The organism is Enterobacter sp. BNK-16 (assembly GCF_048684955.1).
In the GTDB taxonomy this organism is placed as follows: Bacteria; Pseudomonadota; Gammaproteobacteria; order Enterobacterales; family Enterobacteriaceae; genus Enterobacter; species Enterobacter bugandensis.
On sequence record NZ_JBLQTQ010000001.1, the window covers coordinates 1,131,226 to 1,148,535 of the forward strand.

Sequence of the window (17,310 nt, forward strand, 5' to 3'; positions counted from 1 at the left end):
TCGAGGATTATACGGCCTCGCCAACAAAGCGCAAGGATCGTCCCGGATCTTCGTTAGATCATTTAAGCAATAAATTGTCGCTGCTCATTAAATTTTCCAATATGCGGGCTAAATCGCGGGGCACTCGCGCCAGGATCGTTTACACTTACCCGGTTTCGGATCTTCCTGTGGATAAATCGGGAAGAATCTGTGAGAAACAGAAGATCTCTGGCTCAGTTTACGCTATGATCCGCGGTCCCGATCGGGATCCCAGGATCCTGGTCAGGATAAATTGCAGATAGCAATTCGCACGTCCCCCTTTACACAGGGTCATGTCGATGTGCGCCAACAATCATGAATATTCAATAGTTTTCTTTTATTGTTCGAGTGGAGTCCGCCGTGTCACTTTCGCTTTGGCAGCAGTGTCTTGCCCGATTGCAGGATGAGTTACCAGCCACAGAATTCAGTATGTGGATCCGCCCGTTGCAGGCGGAGCTGAGCGATAACACGCTGGCTTTGTATGCGCCAAACCGTTTTGTGCTCGATTGGGTAAGAGACAAGTACCTTAATAACATCAATGGCCTGCTGAACGATTTTTGCGGGTCAGATGTCCCACAGCTGCGTTTTGAAGTGGGCACAAAGCCGGTCACCCAAACCGTTCGTGAAACCGTAAATGTAGCCGCGCCCGCTCAGGCTGTTCCGGCTCCGGCGCCTCGCGTTGCACCTGCTCGTCAGGGCTGGGATAACGTCCCTGCCCCCGCAGAGCCAACCTACCGCTCTAACGTTAACGTGAAACACACGTTCGATAACTTCGTTGAAGGTAAGTCGAACCAGCTGGCGCGCGCGGCAGCCCGTCAGGTTGCCGATAACCCCGGCGGTGCTTACAACCCGCTGTTCCTGTATGGCGGCACGGGTCTCGGTAAAACGCACCTTCTGCACGCGGTGGGTAACGGCATTATGGCGCGTAAGCCGAATGCGAAAGTGGTGTATATGCACTCCGAGCGCTTCGTTCAGGACATGGTAAAAGCCCTGCAAAACAATGCGATCGAAGAGTTTAAACGCTACTACCGTTCCGTTGACGCGCTGCTGATCGATGACATCCAGTTCTTTGCCAATAAAGAACGATCGCAGGAAGAGTTTTTCCACACCTTCAACGCCCTGCTGGAAGGTAATCAGCAGATCATTTTGACCTCGGATCGTTATCCTAAAGAGATCAACGGCGTTGAAGATCGTCTCAAATCCCGCTTCGGCTGGGGCCTGACCGTGGCGATCGAGCCACCGGAGCTGGAAACCCGCGTCGCGATCCTGATGAAGAAAGCCGATGAGAACGACATCCGCCTGCCGGGTGAAGTGGCGTTCTTTATCGCCAAGCGCCTGCGCTCCAACGTGCGTGAGCTGGAAGGGGCGCTGAACCGCGTTATCGCCAATGCCAACTTCACAGGTCGTGCGATCACCATCGATTTTGTGCGTGAAGCGCTGCGCGATTTGTTGGCATTGCAGGAAAAACTGGTCACCATCGACAATATTCAAAAGACGGTGGCTGAGTACTACAAGATCAAAGTGGCAGATTTACTGTCTAAACGTCGTTCCCGCTCGGTGGCGCGTCCGCGTCAGATGGCGATGGCGCTGGCAAAGGAGTTAACCAACCACAGTCTGCCGGAAATCGGCGATGCGTTTGGTGGCCGTGACCATACGACCGTGCTGCACGCCTGTCGCAAGATTGAGCAGTTACGCGAAGAAAGCCACGACATAAAAGAAGATTTTTCCAATCTAATCAGAACATTATCATCGTGACGCTATGAAATTTACCGTTGAACGTGAACATTTATTAAAACCGCTGCAACAGGTGAGTGGCCCATTAGGCGGCCGCCCAACGCTGCCTATTCTCGGAAACCTGCTGCTTCAGGTCGCGGACGGTACGCTGTCGCTGACCGGTACAGATCTGGAAATGGAAATGATCGCGCGCGTTACGTTGACGCAGCCGCACGACGCGGGCGCGACCACGGTTCCGGCACGTAAATTCTTTGATATTTGCCGCGGGTTGCCGGAAGGCGCTGAAATCGCCGTGCAGCTGGAGGGCGACCGCATGCTGGTGCGCTCTGGCCGCAGCCGTTTCTCGCTCTCCACGCTGCCCGCTGCGGACTTCCCGAACCTGGACGACTGGCAGAGTGAAGTTGAATTCACTCTTCCGCAGGCGACGATGAAGCGTCTGATTGAAGCCACGCAGTTCTCCATGGCGCATCAGGACGTTCGTTACTACTTAAACGGCATGCTGTTCGAAACCGAAGGTGAAGAGCTGCGTACCGTCGCCACCGACGGTCACCGTCTGGCGGTCTGTTCCATGCCGATTGGCGACTCGCTGCCGAACCATTCGGTGATCGTGCCGCGTAAAGGCGTGATTGAACTGATGCGTATGCTCGACGGCGGTGACACGCCGCTGCGGGTGCAGATTGGCAGCAATAACATCCGTGCCCACGTGGGCGATTTTGTCTTCACTTCGAAGCTGGTTGATGGCCGTTTCCCGGATTATCGCCGCGTATTGCCGAAGAACCCGGACAAAACGCTGGAAGCGGGCTGCGATAGCCTCAAGCAGGCGTTTGCCCGCGCGGCCATTCTCTCGAACGAGAAATTCCGCGGCGTGCGCCTGTACGTGAGTGAAAACCAGATCAAAATCACCGCCAACAACCCGGAGCAGGAAGAGGCAGAAGAGATTCTGGACGTCACCTACGCCGGGGCTGAGATGGAAATCGGCTTCAACGTCAGCTACGTGCTGGATGTGCTCAATGCACTGAAATGCGAGAATGTGCGCATTCTGCTGACCGACTCCGTTTCGAGCGTACAGATTGAAGATGCGGCCAGCCAAAGCGCGGCTTATGTTGTCATGCCAATGAGACTGTAATGTCGCTCACCCGTCTGTTGATCCGCGACTTTCGCAATATCGAAAGCGCGGATCTCGCTTTATCCCCCGGCTTTAACTTCCTGGTTGGCGCGAACGGCAGCGGCAAAACCAGCGTGCTGGAAGCCATCTATACGCTCGGCCATGGCCGGGCGTTTCGCAGTTTGCAGATTGGTCGCGTCATTCGCCACGAGCAGGAATCCTTTGTTCTGCACGGGCGTTTGCAGGGCGCAGAGCGGGAAACCGCCATCGGCCTGACCAAAGACAAGCAGGGCGATAGCAAGGTGCGCATCGACGGCACCGACGGCCATAAGGTGGCGGAGCTGGCGCTGCTGATGCCCATGCAGCTGATTACGCCCGAGGGGTTTACTTTACTCAACGGCGGCCCCAAATACAGAAGAGCGTTCCTCGACTGGGGATGCTTTCACAATGAAGCCGGTTTCTTTAACGCCTGGAGCAACCTGAAGCGTTTGCTTAAACAGCGTAACGCCGCGTTGCGCCAGGTCACGCGCTACGCCCAGCTGCGTCCGTGGGACATGGAACTCATCCCTCTTGCGGAACAGATAAGCCGCTGGCGTGCCGAATACAGCGCGGGTATCGCCGAAGATATGGCCGACACCTGCAAACAGTTTTTACCCGAGTTCTCTCTCACCTTCTCCTTCCAGCGTGGCTGGGAGAAAGAGACGGATTATGCCGAGGTGTTAGAGAGAAGCTTCGAGCGCGACCGCATGTTGACCTACACCGCGCACGGCCCGCACAAGGCGGATTTCCGCATTCGTGCCGACGGTGCGCCGGTGGAAGACACGCTGTCGCGCGGGCAGCTCAAGCTCCTGATGTGCGCGCTACGCCTGGCGCAGGGGGAGTTCCTCACCCGCGAGAGCGGACGACGCTGCCTGTACCTGATAGATGATTTTGCCTCGGAACTTGACGACGCGCGGCGCGGGCTGCTTGCCAGCCGCTTAAAAGCCACGCAGTCGCAGGTTTTCGTCAGCGCCATTAGCGCTGAACACGTTATGGACATGTCGGACGAAAATTCGAAGATGTTTACCGTGGAAAAGGGTAAAATAACGGATTAACCCAAGTTGAAATGAGCGAGAAACGTTGATGTCGAATTCTTATGACTCCTCCAGTATCAAAGTCCTGAAAGGGCTGGATGCGGTGCGTAAGCGCCCGGGTATGTATATCGGCGACACGGATGACGGCACCGGTCTGCACCACATGGTATTCGAGGTGGTAGATAACGCTATCGACGAAGCGCTCGCGGGTCACTGTAAAGACATCGTGGTCACCATCCATGCGGATAACTCTGTGTCCGTTACCGATGACGGCCGTGGCATCCCGACCGGTATTCACCCGGAAGAGGGCGTCTCTGCTGCGGAAGTGATCATGACCGTACTGCACGCAGGCGGTAAGTTCGACGATAACTCCTATAAGGTTTCCGGCGGCCTGCACGGCGTAGGCGTTTCCGTAGTAAACGCCCTGTCGCAAAAGCTGGAGCTGGTTATTCAGCGCGAAGGCAAAATTCACCGTCAGATCTATCAGCACGGCGTGCCTGAAGCCCCGCTGGCCGTTACCGGTGATACCGATAAAACCGGTACCATGGTGCGTTTCTGGCCGAGCCTTGAAACCTTCACCAACGTCACTGAATTCGAGTATGACATCCTGGCGAAGCGCCTGCGTGAACTGTCGTTCCTGAACTCCGGCGTCTCTATTCGCCTGCGCGACAAACGCGACAACAAAGAAGACCACTTCCACTACGAAGGCGGTATCAAGGCGTTTGTTGAGTATCTGAACAAGAACAAAACGCCAATTCACCCGAATATCTTCTATTTCTCCACCGAAAAAGACGGTATTGGCGTGGAAGTGGCGCTGCAGTGGAACGACGGTTTCCAGGAAAACATCTACTGCTTCACCAACAACATTCCACAGCGCGACGGCGGTACTCACCTTGCGGGCTTCCGCGCGGCGATGACCCGTACCCTGAACGCCTACATGGACAAAGAAGGCTACAGCAAAAAAGCGAAAGTCAGCGCCACCGGTGACGATGCCCGTGAAGGCCTGATTGCCGTGGTTTCCGTGAAGGTGCCGGATCCGAAGTTCTCCTCACAGACCAAAGACAAGCTGGTTTCTTCTGAGGTGAAATCTGCGGTTGAGCAGCAGATGAACGAACTGCTGAGCGAATACCTGCTGGAAAACCCGAACGATGCGAAAATCGTGGTGGGCAAAATTATCGATGCGGCACGTGCCCGTGAAGCGGCGCGTAAAGCCCGTGAAATGACCCGTCGTAAAGGCGCACTGGACCTGGCAGGCCTGCCGGGCAAGCTGGCTGACTGTCAGGAACGTGACCCGGCGCTGTCTGAACTGTACCTTGTGGAAGGGGACTCCGCGGGCGGTTCTGCGAAGCAGGGCCGTAACCGTAAGAACCAGGCGATCCTGCCGCTGAAGGGTAAAATCCTCAACGTTGAGAAAGCGCGCTTCGACAAGATGCTCTCTTCTCAGGAAGTGGCGACGCTCATCACCGCGCTCGGCTGCGGCATTGGCCGCGACGAGTACAACCCGGACAAGCTGCGCTATCACAGCATCATCATCATGACCGATGCGGACGTCGACGGCTCGCACATCCGTACGCTGCTGTTGACCTTCTTCTATCGTCAGATGCCTGAAATCGTTGAGCGCGGCCACGTCTACATTGCCCAGCCGCCGCTGTACAAGGTGAAGAAAGGCAAGCAGGAACAGTACATCAAAGATGACGACGCGATGGATCAATACCAAATCGCGATCGCCCTTGATGGCGCGACCCTGCATGCGAACTCCAGCGCGCCAGCGCTGGCAGGCGAGCCGCTGGAGCGTCTGGTCTCCGAGTTCAACGCCACGCAGAAAATGATTGGCCGTATGGAACGCCGCTATCCAAAAGCGCTGCTGAAGGAGCTGGTCTATCAGCCAACCCTGACCGAAGCCGATCTGAGCAACGAGCAGGCCGTGACCCGCTGGGTGAATACCCTGGTGAGCGAGCTGAACGAGAAAGAGCAGCACGGCAGCCAGTGGAAGTTCGACGTTCAACAGAATGCGGCACAGCAGTTTGAGCCGATTGTTCGCGTGCGTACTCACGGCGTCGACACCGACTACCCGCTGGAGCACGAATTCGTGACCGGCCCGGAATACCGCCGTATCTGCACCCTCGGCGAGAAGCTGCGCGGCCTGATCGAAGACGATGCCTTCATCGAACGTGGCGAGCGTCGTCAGCCGGTAGCAAGCTTCGAGCAGGCGCTGGACTGGCTGGTGAAAGAATCCCGTCGCGGTCTGTCTATCCAGCGTTATAAAGGTCTGGGCGAAATGAACCCGGATCAGCTGTGGGAAACCACCATGGATCCGGAAAGCCGCCGCATGCTGCGCGTCACCGTTAAAGACGCGATTGCTGCGGATCAGCTGTTCACCACCCTGATGGGCGATGCGGTAGAACCACGTCGTGCGTTCATTGAAGAGAACGCACTGAAAGCGGCGAATATCGATATTTAACAGTCGCTATCCCGCATGAAAACTGGCCGCGCTTTTAGCGCGGCTTTTTTATGGGCGCAGGAATGTCCAGCGACATCGCCGCCGGTAAACGGCTCGCCAGCGCATCTATGGCCATTCTTACCCTCAGGGGCAGGTATGGCGTCTGTTGCCAGACGGCATGGACGTCAAAATGGACATCCGGCGCCTGCTTAAAGAGCGGGACAAGCTTTCCCTGATGAATTTCTTTGATGGCCATCCAGCAGGGGAGCCAGGCAATGCCGTGCCCGGTCACCGCCGCGTCGCAGATGGCCTGCAAATCATCCATATTGAGTGATGACCGCGGCGTAAACGTGCGCGGCGTTCCGTCGCTGTCCATAAGCTGCCAGGATAGCACGCGGCCTGCGCGCAGATAGTTAATGGCCGCGTGCCGGGATAAATCATCCACAGCGTCTGGATGACCTCTTTTTTGCAGATAGTCGGGCGAGGCGCACAGGACCATGCGGTGTTCTCCCAGCTTTCTGGCCACCAGCACGCTGCTGTCCTGCAGCGTGCCGTTACGTACCGCCATATCGAAGCCTTCCTCGACCAGATCCACCACGCGGTCGCTGAACGACATTTCAAGCTCAAGCCCAGGGTGTTCCTGCGCCAGTTCAATCAGCAGCGGCGCGACGCACTGGCGTCCAAACAGCACCGGCATGGCAACACGAAGCCGACCGTTAATCTGATGTTTCCCCGTTTCCAGCAGGGATTCCGCGCTCCTGATCTCCTCCAGCGCGCGCAGGCAGCGCTCGTAGAACAGGGCGCCGTTATCGGTGAGCCGCTGGCTGCGGGTGGTGCGCTGAAACAGCCGCACTCCCAGACGTTCCTCAAGTCGAGCAATGCTTTTACCCACCGCAGAGCGCGACAGGTGCAGGCGAACTGCGGCCTGCGCAAAGCTTCCTGCCTCCACGGCAGCGACAAAAACAGGAATATCTTTCAGCGTATCGGTCACGGTTTGTATCCATTCAGGCGTCAATGAAGAGAAAACTTATCGCCACTGGTGACAAGGAGTCAACGGTAGACTGTCATTACTGAAGCTTATCTGATGGCAGGAGGAAAAAATGACAGAGACAATGCAGCGCTGGTCAATGAACGCCCTCGGGCGCGAGAATCTCAAACTCATTCACGAATCGGTTCCACAGCCAGGCCCGGGTGAGGTTCGCGTACGGGTAAATGCCGTTGCGCTCAACTACCGGGATAAAATGGTTATCGAAGGCACGATGCCGATTCCGCTTTCCTTCCCGTTCACCCCGGCGTCTGACATGGCGGGCGTGGTGGACAGCGTAGGTGAAGGTGTCACGCGTTTCAAACCCGGCGCTCGCGTCATTTCAACCTTCTTCCCGGAGTGGATCGACGGCAAGCCGCAGGCAGACGCGCGTGATTTGCCCTACAAAACGTCCGGCGGCTATTTCCAGGGAATGCTGGCCGAATATGTGGTTGTAAATGAAAACGCGCTGGTAGCCTCTCCGGAAACTCTGAATGACGCAGAGGCCAGCACGTTACCCTGCGCAGGGCTTACCGCCTGGTTCGCGCTGGTGGAGCGGGGTCAGCTCCGCGCCGGGCAATCGGTGCTGGTACAGGGGACGGGCGGCGTGGCGATTTTCGCCCTGCAAATTGCAAAAGCGCACGGCGCAGAGGTTATTGTCACGTCCGGGAGCGATGAAAAGCTGGCGCTCGCCAAAAAACTGGGCGCCAGTCAGGGCGTCAACCGCCTGAAAAGTGACTGGGCTGAAGAAGCATTGGCGCTGACTCAGGATCGCGGCATCGACCATATTATCGAAACCGTGGGTGGGAAAAACCTGAAGCATTCCCTGCGTGCCGTTGCCGTTCACGGGCGTATCTCCGTCATTGGCGTGCTGGCCGGGACTGACATTTCGCTGCCTGCTGGTGAGCTGCTGCTGAAATCCCCCGTCATTCAGGGGATTGGCGTGGGACACCGCCGGGCGCTGGAGGATTTCGTCCGCGCTGTTGACGTCACGGGACTGAAGCCGGTGATTGAGCATCGCTACCGTTTTAACGAGCTTGAACAGGCCCTTGAACATCTGGATCGCGGCGCATTCGGTAAAATCGTTCTCACCCGCGAGTAAGTCGTCCTTCCCCGGGATAAGCGTAAAAGGGGTGTTTCTGTTGCGCAATGTAGCTCTATTTTTGTGTGCTTAATCGCGTTAGCATGAGGTAGCACTCATTTATCCCGGGGAACTCATGGCTATCAAACTTATTGCAATCGATATGGACGGCACGCTGCTGCTGCCAGACCACACTATCTCTCCTGCCGTTAAAAACGCAATCGCCGCCGCACGTGCGAAGGGCGTGAATGTGGTTCTGACCACGGGGCGTCCGTATGCGGGCGTACACAGCTACCTGAAAGAGCTGCACATGAATCAGCCGGGCGATTACTGCATCACCTATAACGGCGCGCTGGTGCAGAAAGCCGCAGACGGCAGCACGGTTGCGCAAACTGCGCTGAGCTATGATGACTACCTGTTCCTCGAAAAACTGTCCCGTGAAGTGGGCTCCCACTTCCACGCGCTCGATCGCAATACGCTCTACACCGCCAACCGTGATATCAGCTACTACACGGTGCATGAATCCTACGTTGCGACCATTCCGCTGGTGTTCTGTGAAGCCGAGAAAATGGACCCGGCGACGCAGTTCCTGAAGGTGATGATGATCGACGAGCCGGAGATCCTGGATAAAGCCATCGCGCGCATTCCGGCGGAGGTAAAAGAGAAGTACACCGTGCTGAAAAGCGCGCCGTACTTCCTCGAAATCCTCGATAAACGCGTCAATAAGGGCACCGGCGTGAAATCACTTGCTGATGCGTTAGGGATTAAGCAGGAAGAAATCATGGCGCTCGGCGACCAGGAAAACGACATCGCGATGATTGAATTCGCGGGCGTTGGCGTGGCAATGGATAACGCCATTCCTTCGGTGAAAGAGGTGGCTGATTTCGTCACAAAATCTAACCTCGAAGACGGCGTTGCCTACGCGATCGAGAAGTTTGTGCTGCAGTAACGCTTATTTTCAATCATCAGCCCCGGTTATTAACCGGGGCTTTTTTTTGCCCTGTATTTATCGAATTGTTCTTTTTGTGATCTTGATTGTAGTACAACATAAACTGATTGTACTACATTGTCACCACGGAAAAGACGAATGGCCTCACGTTTGTACTGCAAAAGTGAGGCGAAATTCAGCGGTCGCGGTAAAGTAGTGATGGACATACAGAGCACAAGGACTCTCCATGACTCTCAATAAAACCGATCGCATCGTTATTACGCTGGGCACCCAGATTGTGGGCGGTAAATACGTTCCCGGTTCGCCGCTCCCCGCAGAGGCTGAACTGTGCGAGGAGTTTGAAACCTCGCGCAACATCATCCGGGAAGTGTTCCGCTCGCTGATGGCGAAGCGGCTGATTGAAATGAAGCGCTATCGCGGCGCGTTTGTTGCTCCGCGCAACCAGTGGAACTACCTCGATACCGACGTGCTGCAATGGGTGCTGGAAAACGACTACGACCCGCGGCTTATCGGCGCGATGAGTGAAGTTCGAAACCTGGTGGAGCCGGCAATTGCGCGCTGGGCGGCGGAACGCGCGACCTCCGGTGATTTGGCCCAGATTGAATCGGCTTTAAACGACATGATCGCCAATAACCAGAACCGGGAGGCGTTCAACGAGGCGGACATTCGCTACCACGAAGCGGTGCTGCAGTCGGTGCATAACCCGGTATTACAGCAGCTTAGCGTGGCGATCAGCTCGCTACAGCGAGCGGTATTTGAACGTACCTGGATGGGTGATGAGGCCAATATGCCAAAAACGCTCCAGGAACATAAAGCGCTGTTCGATGCGATACGGCATCAGGACGGCGATGCGGCAGAGCAGGCGGCGCTTACCATGATTGCCAGCTCGACACGAAGGCTGAAGGAAATCACATGACATCTCGCTACATCGCAATTGACTGGGGATCGACCAATCTGCGCGCCTGGCTTTATCAGGGCGAGCAGTGCCTGGAGAGCAGGCAATCAGAAGCAGGCGTGACGCGCCTGAACGGTAAATCTCCCGAGGCGGTGTTAGCAGAGGTCACACAAAACTGGCGCGACAGCGCCACGCCGGTGGTAATGGCGGGAATGGTGGGCAGTAACGTAGGCTGGAAAATTGCACCTTACCTGCCGGTTCCCGCCCATTTCTCCGCTATTGGCGAGCAGTTAACGTCCGTTGGCGACAATATCTGGATTATTCCCGGTTTGAGCGTCTCTCGCGACGATAACCACAACGTGATGCGCGGCGAAGAGACGCAGCTGCTTGGCGCGCGCGCTCTCTCTCCTTCTTCTGTCTACGTCATGCCCGGCACGCACTGTAAGTGGGTCCAGGCTGACGCTGAGCAAATCCACGATTTTCGCACTGTAATGACCGGCGAGCTGCACCATTTGCTGCTCAACCATTCGCTGGTCGGGGCCGGTTTACCTGAGCAGGAATCCTCGTCAGAGGCGTTTGCCGCCGGGCTTGAACGTGGGATCGCCTCCCCTGATGTTTTGCCGCAGCTTTTTGAGGTTCGCGCCTCGCACGTGCTGGGACTTCTCCCGCGCGAGCAGGTCAGCGAGTTTCTCTCCGGCCTGCTGATTGGCGCAGAGGTCGCCAGCATGCGTGAGTTCATCGCGCACGAGCAGGCCATTACGATTGTCGCAGGCGCATCGCTAACGTCGCGCTACGAACAGGCATTTCACGCCGTTGGGCGTGATGTTTCGACGGTATCCGGCGACACGGCATTTCAGGCAGGAATAAGGAGCATCGCTCATGCAGTGGCAAACTGATCTTCCCCTTATCGCGATTTTGCGCGGCATCACGCCCGATGAGGCGTTAGACCACGTCGGCGCGGTTATCGACGCCGGATTCGACGCGGTAGAAATCCCGCTCAACTCGCCCGACTGGGAAAAAAGCATTCCGGCCGTGGTGGAGGTTTTCGGCGATAAGGCGCTGATTGGCGCAGGCACCGTGTTACAGCCTGAGCAGGTCGATCGGCTGGCAAAGATGGGCTGCAGGCTTATCGTCACGCCCAATATTCAGCCTGAGGTGATCCGCCGCGCGGTGGGTTACGGCATGACGGTCTGCCCGGGCTGCGCCACCGCCACGGAAGCCTTTACTGCCCTTGATGCGGGCGCGCAGTCGCTCAAAATTTTCCCGTCATCGGCTTTTGGACCGGACTACATCAAGGCGTTGAAAGCGGTATTGCCCGCCAGCGTACCGGTCTTTGCCGTGGGCGGCGTAACGCCAGAAAACCTGGGCCAGTGGATGAGCGCTGGCTGTGTGGGCGCAGGGTTGGGTAGCGATCTTTATCGTGCCGGACAGTCCGTGGAACGTACCGCACAGCAGGCGGCAGCATTTGTGAAAGCGTATCGAGAGGCAGTGAAATGAAAATAACCAAACTCACCACGTACCGTTTACCCCCGCGCTGGATGTTCCTGAAAATCGAAACCGATGAAGGGGTTGTAGGCTGGGGCGAACCGGTGATTGAAGGGCGCGCGCGCACCGTTGAAGCGGCAGTACACGAGCTGGGCGAATACCTGATTGGTCAGGATCCGGCGCGCATTAACGACCTGTGGCAGGTGATGTACCGCGCGGGCTTCTACCGCGGTGGTCCGATCCTGATGAGCGCCATCGCCGGTATCGACCAGGCGCTGTGGGATATCAAAGGTAAAGTGCTTAACGCGCCGGTATGGCAGCTTATGGGCGGCCTGGTGCGCGACAAAATCAAAGCCTACAGCTGGGTAGGCGGCGATCGTCCTGCGGAAGTGATCGACGGCATCACGCAGTTGCGCAATATCGGCTTTGACACCTTCAAGCTCAACGGCTGCGAAGAGATGGGCGTTATCGACAATTCGCGTGCGGTAGACCGGGCGGTCAATACCGTGGCGCAAATTCGTGAAGCCTTCGGCAACGAGATTGAGTTTGGCCTGGATTTCCACGGCCGCGTCAGCGCGCCGATGGCCAAAGTGCTGATTAAAGAGCTGGAGCCGTATCGCCCGCTGTTTATCGAAGAGCCGGTGCTGGCCGAGCAGGCGGAGTACTATCCGAAGCTGGCTGAACAGACCCACATTCCTATCGCGGCGGGTGAACGTATGTTCTCGCGCTTCGAGTTTAAACGCGTACTTGAAGCGGGCGGCATAGCGATCCTACAGCCGGACCTTTCTCATGCGGGCGGCATCACCGAATGCTACAAAATTGCCGGGATGGCAGAAGCTTACGATGTGGCGCTGGCGCCGCACTGCCCGCTCGGCCCAATCGCGCTGGCGGCCTGCCTGCACGTCGACTTCGTCTCCCGCAATGCGGTGTTCCAGGAACAGAGCATGGGGATTCACTATAACAAGGGCGCGGAACTGCTCGATTTTGTGAAAAATAAAGAAGACTTCTGCATGGAAGGCGGTTTCTTTAAACCGCTTACGAAGCCGGGCCTTGGCGTGGAAATTGACGAAGCTAAAGTCATTGAGCTGAGTAAGAATGCGCCGGACTGGCGAAACCCGCTGTGGCGTCATGAGGACGGCAGCGTAGCGGAATGGTAATCGCCATCCCGTAGACCCGGTAAGCCTCCGGGCAAAAATCATACATACAAAAATATAACCCTCTGTAAATTACAGGGCATGGTGAGCGGCTTCGCTATGCCCAAAATCTGGAGACAGATTGCGATGGATATTCCAGTTACCGCTACAAAAATCGGGCGTCGCCGCTACCTGACGCTGATGATGATCTTTATTACCGTGGTCATTTGCTATGTCGACCGCGCCAACCTTGCCGTGGCATCGGCCCATATTCAGGAAGAGTTTGGCATCACCAAAGCGGAAATGGGCTACGTCTTCTCGGCGTTTGCCTGGTTGTATACCTTATGCCAGATCCCCGGCGGCTGGTTTCTTGACCGCGTGGGTTCACGTCTGACCTACTTTATCGCCATATTAGGCTGGTCCGTGGCGACCCTATTCCAGGGCTTCGCCACCGGGCTGATTTCGCTGATTGGCCTGCGTGCCATCACCGGGGTTTTCGAAGCGCCCGCGTTTCCGACCAACAACCGTATGGTGACCAGCTGGTTCCCGGAACACGAGCGCGCGTCCGCCGTTGGTTTTTACACCTCTGGCCAGTTTGTCGGCCTGGCGTTCCTGACGCCGCTGCTGATCTGGATCCAGGAGCTGCTGAGCTGGCACTGGGTGTTCATCGTCACCGGCGGGATTGGCATTATCTGGTCGCTAATCTGGTTCAAGGTCTACCAGCCGCCGCGTCTGACCAAAAGTATCACCAGGGCCGAGCTGGACTACATCCGCGACGGTGGCGGTCTGGTGGATGGTGATGCGCCGGTGAAAAAAGAGGTGCGCCAGCCGCTGACCAAAGCGGACTGGAAGCTGGTCTTCCACCGTAAGCTGGTGGGCGTTTATCTGGGTCAGTTCGCGGTTACTTCTACGCTGTGGTTCTTCCTCACCTGGTTCCCGAACTACCTGACCCAGGAAAAGGGGATTGCGGCGCTAAAGGCGGGCTTTATGACCACCGTGCCGTTCCTCGCCGCATTTTTCGGCGTGCTGCTCTCCGGCTGGCTGGCCGATAAGCTGGTGAAAAAAGGGTACTCGCTGGGCGTGGCGCGTAAAACGCCGATTATCTGCGGCTTGCTGATCTCAACCTGCATCATGGGTGCCAACTACACCAACGATCCGGTGTGGATTATGGCCCTGATGGCGGTGGCGTTCTTTGGTAACGGTTTCGCCTCTATCACCTGGTCGCTGGTGTCGTCCCTTGCGCCGATGCGGCTGATTGGCCTGACCGGCGGTGTGTTCAACTTTGTCGGCGGACTGGGCGGGATCACCGTACCGCTGGTCATCGGCTACCTGGCGCAGGACTACGGCTTCGGCCCGGCGCTGGTCTACATCTCTGCCGTGGCGCTGATCGGGGCACTCTCCTACATCCTGCTGGTGGGCGATGTGAAACGAGTAGGCTAATCCCTGCGGATGTTTTACCCTGATGCACTCACCGTGCATCAGGGTATCCTCATGAAACAAATTACCTTCGCCTCCCGCAACCACCAGCTGACCAACATCAATACCTGGACGCCGGACAGCCAGTGGCTGGTCTACGACGTGCGCCCGTCAGGCGCGTCATTTACCGGCGAAACCATTGAGCAGGTCAACGTCGTTACGGGTGAGGTGGAGGTGGTTTATCGCGCTACTGACGGCGCGCATGTTGGCGTGGTGACCGTTCATCCGGCACAGGACAAATACGTCTTTATCCACGGTCCGAAAAAACCGGATGCTGACTGGCACTACGATTTTCATCATCGTCAGGGTGTGATTGTGCATCACGGTCAGGTGAGCAACCTGGACGCGATGGATATCACCGCGCCTTATACCGCAGGCGCGCTGCGCGGCGGCAGCCACGTGCACGTCTTCAGCCCGAACGGGCAGTTCGCCAGCTTCACCTATAACGACCATGTTTTACATGAGCACGATCCGAAGCTCGATTTACGCAACGTCGGCGTGGCGGCACCGTTTGGCCCGGTGAACCCGCAGGGGAATCATCCACGTGAATATTCAGGCACGTTCTGGAGCGTGCTGGTCAGCCGCACAACGCCCAACCCGCAGCCGGGCAGCGATGAAATCAACCGCGCCTACGAAGAGGGCTGGGTGGGCAACAACAGGCTGGCATTTATCGGCGATACCCTCTCCGCGCAGGGCGAAAAAGTGCCTGAACTGTTTATTGTTAACCTGCCAGAAGGCGAGCAGGGCTGGAAACAAGCGGGCGATGCGCCGCTGCAGGGCACCCCAGACACCCTGCCAGCGCCGCCTGCCGGGGTGAAGCAGCGTCGTCTGACCTTTACCCACCAGAGGGCCTACCCGGGTCTGGTGAACGTGCCGCGTCACTGGGTGCGCAGTAACCCGCAGGGGACGCAAATCGCGTTTCTGATGCGGGATGATAACGGCATTGTGCAGCTGTGGCTGATCTCTCCTGAGGGCGGCGAGCCGCGCCAGTTGACGCGCACCGGGAGCGGTATTCAGTCTGCGTTTAACTGGCACCCTTCCGGGAACATGCTGGGATTTGTGCTTGAAAACCGAATCGCCTGCTGTGACGCGAAGACTGGAGAAGTGACGTTTTTGACGTCCGATCACGGCAATCCGCCGTCTGCTGATGCGGTCGTGTTTTCCCCGGACGGGCGCTTTATTGCGTGGATGCAAGAGACGGGCGGTTTCCGTCAGCTTTGGGTAACGGAAACCGCGAAGGACTAGCGCGGCGGCATCTCGGCGGGCGGGATAACGGCGTTTGTCGCCAGATTTTCCTGCTCGCTTTTCTCTACCCGTGAGCGCACGGAATCGTCCTTACGGAATACATCCCACGGCAGCAGAAGCGTATCCGCCACTGCTGTAAAGGGCATATCCAGGATAACCAGGGATTTGGTGCCCCAGTTCGTATCGTCATCGGAGATCATCGCCGCGCTGGCGCGCGTCCCCGGATATGTTCCTTCTTTACCGCCGGTGTGAGACATCACGCTCGAACACCCGCAAAGTAAAACCACCCCGCTGAACGTCGTCAGCTTTATCAGAACATTTTTCATCATCACTCAGTCATCGTTAATGGCACTGCATAGACCTGCAACTCAGGGTTATAGCGAGCCTTATCCGAAATGAATAGCCCGATAACCCCGCACTGTGGCAGCCATCGCAATTTAACCCTTTGTGCTGTTGTCCCAGAGTCTATGCGACAACCAGCAAAGTGCAAAAAAATCTCGCCTAAATAGTCTTGAAAAGCTCGGTTCCAGACCCATTTTAAGAATGTGACCCGATAACGAACACGCCTGATGGGTGCTCGGGGGCGCAAAGGCCTGTCCATGGTGGAAGGCTACAATTTCTCGCTGATTTCAGGAGTATTATCTATGCGTAACTTCGATCTTTCTCCGCTATACCGTTCTGCAATTGGTTTTGACCGCCTGTTTAACCATTTAGAAAATAACCAAAGCCAGAGCAACGGCTACCCTCCATACAATGTTGAGCTGGTTGACGAAAACCACTACCGCATCGCCATTGCCGTCGCCGGTTTTGCAGAAAACGAGCTGGAAATCACCGCGCAGGACAACCTGCTGGTGGTGAAAGGTTCCCATACGGCCGAGCAGAAAGAACGTACCTACCTTTACCAGGGCATCGCCGAGCGCAACTTTGAACGCAAGTTCCAGTTAGCCGAGAACATTCACGTTAAAGGCGCGAACCTGGTTAACGGCCTGCTGTTTATCGAACTGGAACGCGTGATTCCGGAAGAGAAAAAACCGCGCCGTATCGAAATTAACTAATTACGCGGGTCGCGCGAGCGGCCCACCCGGACTTGCTTGCCGTAACGGGAGCATATGCGAATCCATCAGGATTTGCAGGAACAACTGTGCACAAAATTAAACTGTGCCGAACTCGCTTCTCAGAAGGAGATTTAGTATGCGTAACTACGATTTATCCCCCCTGCTGCGTCAGTGGATTGGTTTTGACAAACTGGCTAATGCCCTGCAAAGCACCACCGAGCAACAGACATTTCCGCCGTACAACATTGAAAAAAGCGACGATAACCACTATCGCATCACCCTTGCGCTGGCCGGGTTCCGCCAGGAAGATCTGGATATCCAGCTCGAAGGCGCGCGCCTGACCGTGAAGGGTACGCCGGAAAAACAAGAGACCGAAACCCGGTGGCTGCATCAGGGTCTGGTTAATCAGCCGTTTAGCCTGAGCTTTACCCTGGCAGACCATATGGAAGTGTCCGGTGCGACGTTTACCAACGGGCTGCTGCATATCGATCTTATCCGTAACGTGCCGGAAGCCATCGCGCCGCAGCGTATCGCCATTAGCGAGCGGCCGGCGTTGAACAGCTAATCCGCTTTACTCACAGACTGCACAAAGCCCTG

Annotated in this window: 16 protein-coding genes and 1 other annotated feature; of the genes, 14 read left to right on the top strand and 2 right to left on the bottom strand. The window is 56.6% G+C overall.

Going from position 1 to position 17,310, the window contains the following annotated elements; translation table 11 throughout:
- Nucleotides 1-378: 378 nt before the first annotated feature.
- The 4 genes from dnaA to gyrB are packed head-to-tail and all read left to right on the top strand — an operon-like array spanning nucleotide 379 to nucleotide 6,391.
- Nucleotides 379-1,773 (top strand): chromosomal replication initiator protein DnaA, encoded by a 1,395-nt coding sequence (gene dnaA, locus ACMGGH_RS05430; RefSeq protein ID WP_032644944.1) that lies wholly within the window; start codon nucleotides 379-381, stop codon nucleotides 1,771-1,773.
- A 4-nt stretch (nucleotides 1,774-1,777) separates the two neighbouring features.
- Nucleotides 1,778-2,878 (top strand): DNA polymerase III subunit beta, encoded by a 1,101-nt coding sequence (gene dnaN, locus ACMGGH_RS05435; RefSeq protein WP_008500170.1) that lies wholly within the window; start codon nucleotides 1,778-1,780, stop codon nucleotides 2,876-2,878.
- The gene (gene recF / locus ACMGGH_RS05440) at nucleotides 2,878-3,951 is read left to right on the top strand and encodes a DNA replication/repair protein RecF (protein WP_045260850.1); all 1,074 of its coding nucleotides are present in this window, start codon (nucleotides 2,878-2,880) and stop codon (nucleotides 3,949-3,951) included. The genes dnaN and recF overlap by 1 nt, the downstream gene beginning before the upstream one ends.
- A 28-nt stretch (nucleotides 3,952-3,979) precedes the next feature.
- Nucleotides 3,980-6,391, top strand: coding sequence for a DNA topoisomerase (ATP-hydrolyzing) subunit B (gyrB, locus tag ACMGGH_RS05445; protein ID WP_028014934.1), 2,412 nt, complete (start codon nucleotides 3,980-3,982; stop codon nucleotides 6,389-6,391).
- Between the two features lie 34 nt (nucleotides 6,392-6,425).
- Here gyrB and ACMGGH_RS05450 read toward each other — a convergent pair whose 3' ends face one another.
- Nucleotides 6,426-7,361, bottom strand: a complete 936-nt coding sequence (locus ACMGGH_RS05450; protein ID WP_045630889.1) for a LysR family transcriptional regulator — start codon at nucleotides 7,359-7,361, stop codon at nucleotides 6,426-6,428.
- Nucleotides 7,362-7,470: 109 nt separating this feature from the next.
- Here ACMGGH_RS05450 and ACMGGH_RS05455 point away from each other — a divergent pair, with 109 nt between their 5' ends.
- The 8 genes from ACMGGH_RS05455 (at nucleotide 7,471) to ACMGGH_RS05490 (ending at nucleotide 15,658) form a co-directional block, all read left to right on the top strand.
- A complete protein-coding gene (locus tag ACMGGH_RS05455) occupies nucleotides 7,471-8,496 on the top strand; it encodes a zinc-dependent alcohol dehydrogenase family protein (RefSeq protein ID WP_059357494.1) in 1,026 nt (341 codons plus the stop codon).
- Between the two features lie 115 nt (nucleotides 8,497-8,611).
- Entirely contained in the window at nucleotides 8,612-9,424 is an 813-nt protein-coding gene (gene yidA / locus ACMGGH_RS05460) for a sugar-phosphatase (protein WP_047363227.1), read from the top strand.
- Nucleotides 9,425-9,650: 226 nt separating this feature from the next.
- Nucleotides 9,651-10,340, top strand: a complete 690-nt coding sequence (gene dgoR / locus ACMGGH_RS05465; RefSeq protein WP_003861109.1) for a D-galactonate utilization transcriptional regulator DgoR — start codon at nucleotides 9,651-9,653, stop codon at nucleotides 10,338-10,340.
- Nucleotides 10,337-11,215, top strand: a complete 879-nt coding sequence (locus ACMGGH_RS05470) for a 2-dehydro-3-deoxygalactonokinase (protein WP_420299076.1) — start codon at nucleotides 10,337-10,339, stop codon at nucleotides 11,213-11,215. Before dgoR ends, ACMGGH_RS05470 begins: the two co-directional genes overlap by 4 nt.
- Nucleotides 11,199-11,816 carry a 2-dehydro-3-deoxy-6-phosphogalactonate aldolase gene (locus ACMGGH_RS05475; protein ID WP_041911729.1) on the top strand — a complete coding sequence of 206 codons (618 nt, stop codon included), beginning with the start codon at nucleotides 11,199-11,201 and terminating at the stop codon, nucleotides 11,814-11,816. The genes ACMGGH_RS05470 and ACMGGH_RS05475 overlap by 17 nt, the downstream gene beginning before the upstream one ends.
- Complete coding sequence (gene dgoD / locus ACMGGH_RS05480) at nucleotides 11,813-12,961, top strand: galactonate dehydratase (protein WP_028014940.1); 1,149 nt, start codon at nucleotides 11,813-11,815, stop codon at nucleotides 12,959-12,961. Before ACMGGH_RS05475 ends, dgoD begins: the two co-directional genes overlap by 4 nt.
- 78 nt (nucleotides 12,962-13,039) lie before the next feature.
- Nucleotides 13,040-14,377 (top strand): MFS transporter, encoded by a 1,338-nt coding sequence (locus ACMGGH_RS05485; protein ID WP_080351169.1) that lies wholly within the window; start codon nucleotides 13,040-13,042, stop codon nucleotides 14,375-14,377.
- Between the two features lie 51 nt (nucleotides 14,378-14,428).
- Nucleotides 14,429-15,658: a DUF3748 domain-containing protein gene (locus tag ACMGGH_RS05490; protein ID WP_232949002.1), complete on the top strand. Its 1,230-nt coding sequence runs from the start codon at nucleotides 14,429-14,431 to the stop codon at nucleotides 15,656-15,658.
- Here the strand turns inward: ACMGGH_RS05490 and ACMGGH_RS05495 are convergent.
- Entirely contained in the window at nucleotides 15,655-15,987 is a 333-nt protein-coding gene (locus ACMGGH_RS05495) for a YceK/YidQ family lipoprotein (protein ID WP_014881914.1), read from the bottom strand. The genes ACMGGH_RS05490 and ACMGGH_RS05495 overlap by 4 nt on opposite strands.
- Before the next feature lie 250 nt (nucleotides 15,988-16,237).
- Nucleotides 16,238-16,309 (top strand) — a sequence feature (ROSE (Repression Of Heat Shock gene Expression) occurs in the 5'-region of heat shock genes and acts as an RNA thermometer to modulate expression.).
- On the opposite strand from ACMGGH_RS05495, the gene ibpA reads away from it, so the two are divergent.
- Complete coding sequence (ibpA, locus tag ACMGGH_RS05500; protein WP_008500162.1) at nucleotides 16,303-16,713, top strand: small heat shock chaperone IbpA; 411 nt, start codon at nucleotides 16,303-16,305, stop codon at nucleotides 16,711-16,713. It overlaps the preceding feature by 7 nt.
- Before the next feature lie 136 nt (nucleotides 16,714-16,849).
- Complete coding sequence (gene ibpB / locus ACMGGH_RS05505; protein ID WP_028014943.1) at nucleotides 16,850-17,278, top strand: small heat shock chaperone IbpB; 429 nt, start codon at nucleotides 16,850-16,852, stop codon at nucleotides 17,276-17,278.
- Nucleotides 17,279-17,310: the final 32 nt, after the last annotated feature.

Bases quoted from the DNA above. Each gene is read 5' to 3' on its own strand.
- dnaN (WP_008500170.1), top strand. From the start codon at position 1,778: ATGAAATTTACCGTTGAACGTGAACATTTATTAAAACCGCTGCAACAG.
- recF (WP_045260850.1), top strand. From the start codon at position 2,878: ATGTCGCTCACCCGTCTGTTGATCCGCGACTTTCGCAATATCGAAAGC.
- gyrB (WP_028014934.1), top strand. From the start codon at position 3,980: ATGTCGAATTCTTATGACTCCTCCAGTATCAAAGTCCTGAAAGGGCTG.
- ACMGGH_RS05455 (WP_059357494.1), top strand. From the start codon at position 7,471: ATGACAGAGACAATGCAGCGCTGGTCAATGAACGCCCTCGGGCGCGAG.
- yidA (WP_047363227.1), top strand. From the start codon at position 8,612: ATGGCTATCAAACTTATTGCAATCGATATGGACGGCACGCTGCTGCTG.
- dgoR (WP_003861109.1), top strand. From the start codon at position 9,651: ATGACTCTCAATAAAACCGATCGCATCGTTATTACGCTGGGCACCCAG.
- ACMGGH_RS05470 (WP_420299076.1), top strand. From the start codon at position 10,337: ATGACATCTCGCTACATCGCAATTGACTGGGGATCGACCAATCTGCGC.
- ACMGGH_RS05475 (WP_041911729.1), top strand. From the start codon at position 11,199: ATGCAGTGGCAAACTGATCTTCCCCTTATCGCGATTTTGCGCGGCATC.
- dgoD (WP_028014940.1), top strand. From the start codon at position 11,813: ATGAAAATAACCAAACTCACCACGTACCGTTTACCCCCGCGCTGGATG.
- ACMGGH_RS05485 (WP_080351169.1), top strand. From the start codon at position 13,040: ATGGTGAGCGGCTTCGCTATGCCCAAAATCTGGAGACAGATTGCGATG.
- ACMGGH_RS05490 (WP_232949002.1), top strand. From the start codon at position 14,429: ATGAAACAAATTACCTTCGCCTCCCGCAACCACCAGCTGACCAACATC.
- ACMGGH_RS05495 (WP_014881914.1), bottom strand. From the start codon at position 15,987: ATGATGAAAAATGTTCTGATAAAGCTGACGACGTTCAGCGGGGTGGTT.
- ibpA (WP_008500162.1), top strand. From the start codon at position 16,303: ATGCGTAACTTCGATCTTTCTCCGCTATACCGTTCTGCAATTGGTTTT.
- ibpB (WP_028014943.1), top strand. From the start codon at position 16,850: ATGCGTAACTACGATTTATCCCCCCTGCTGCGTCAGTGGATTGGTTTT.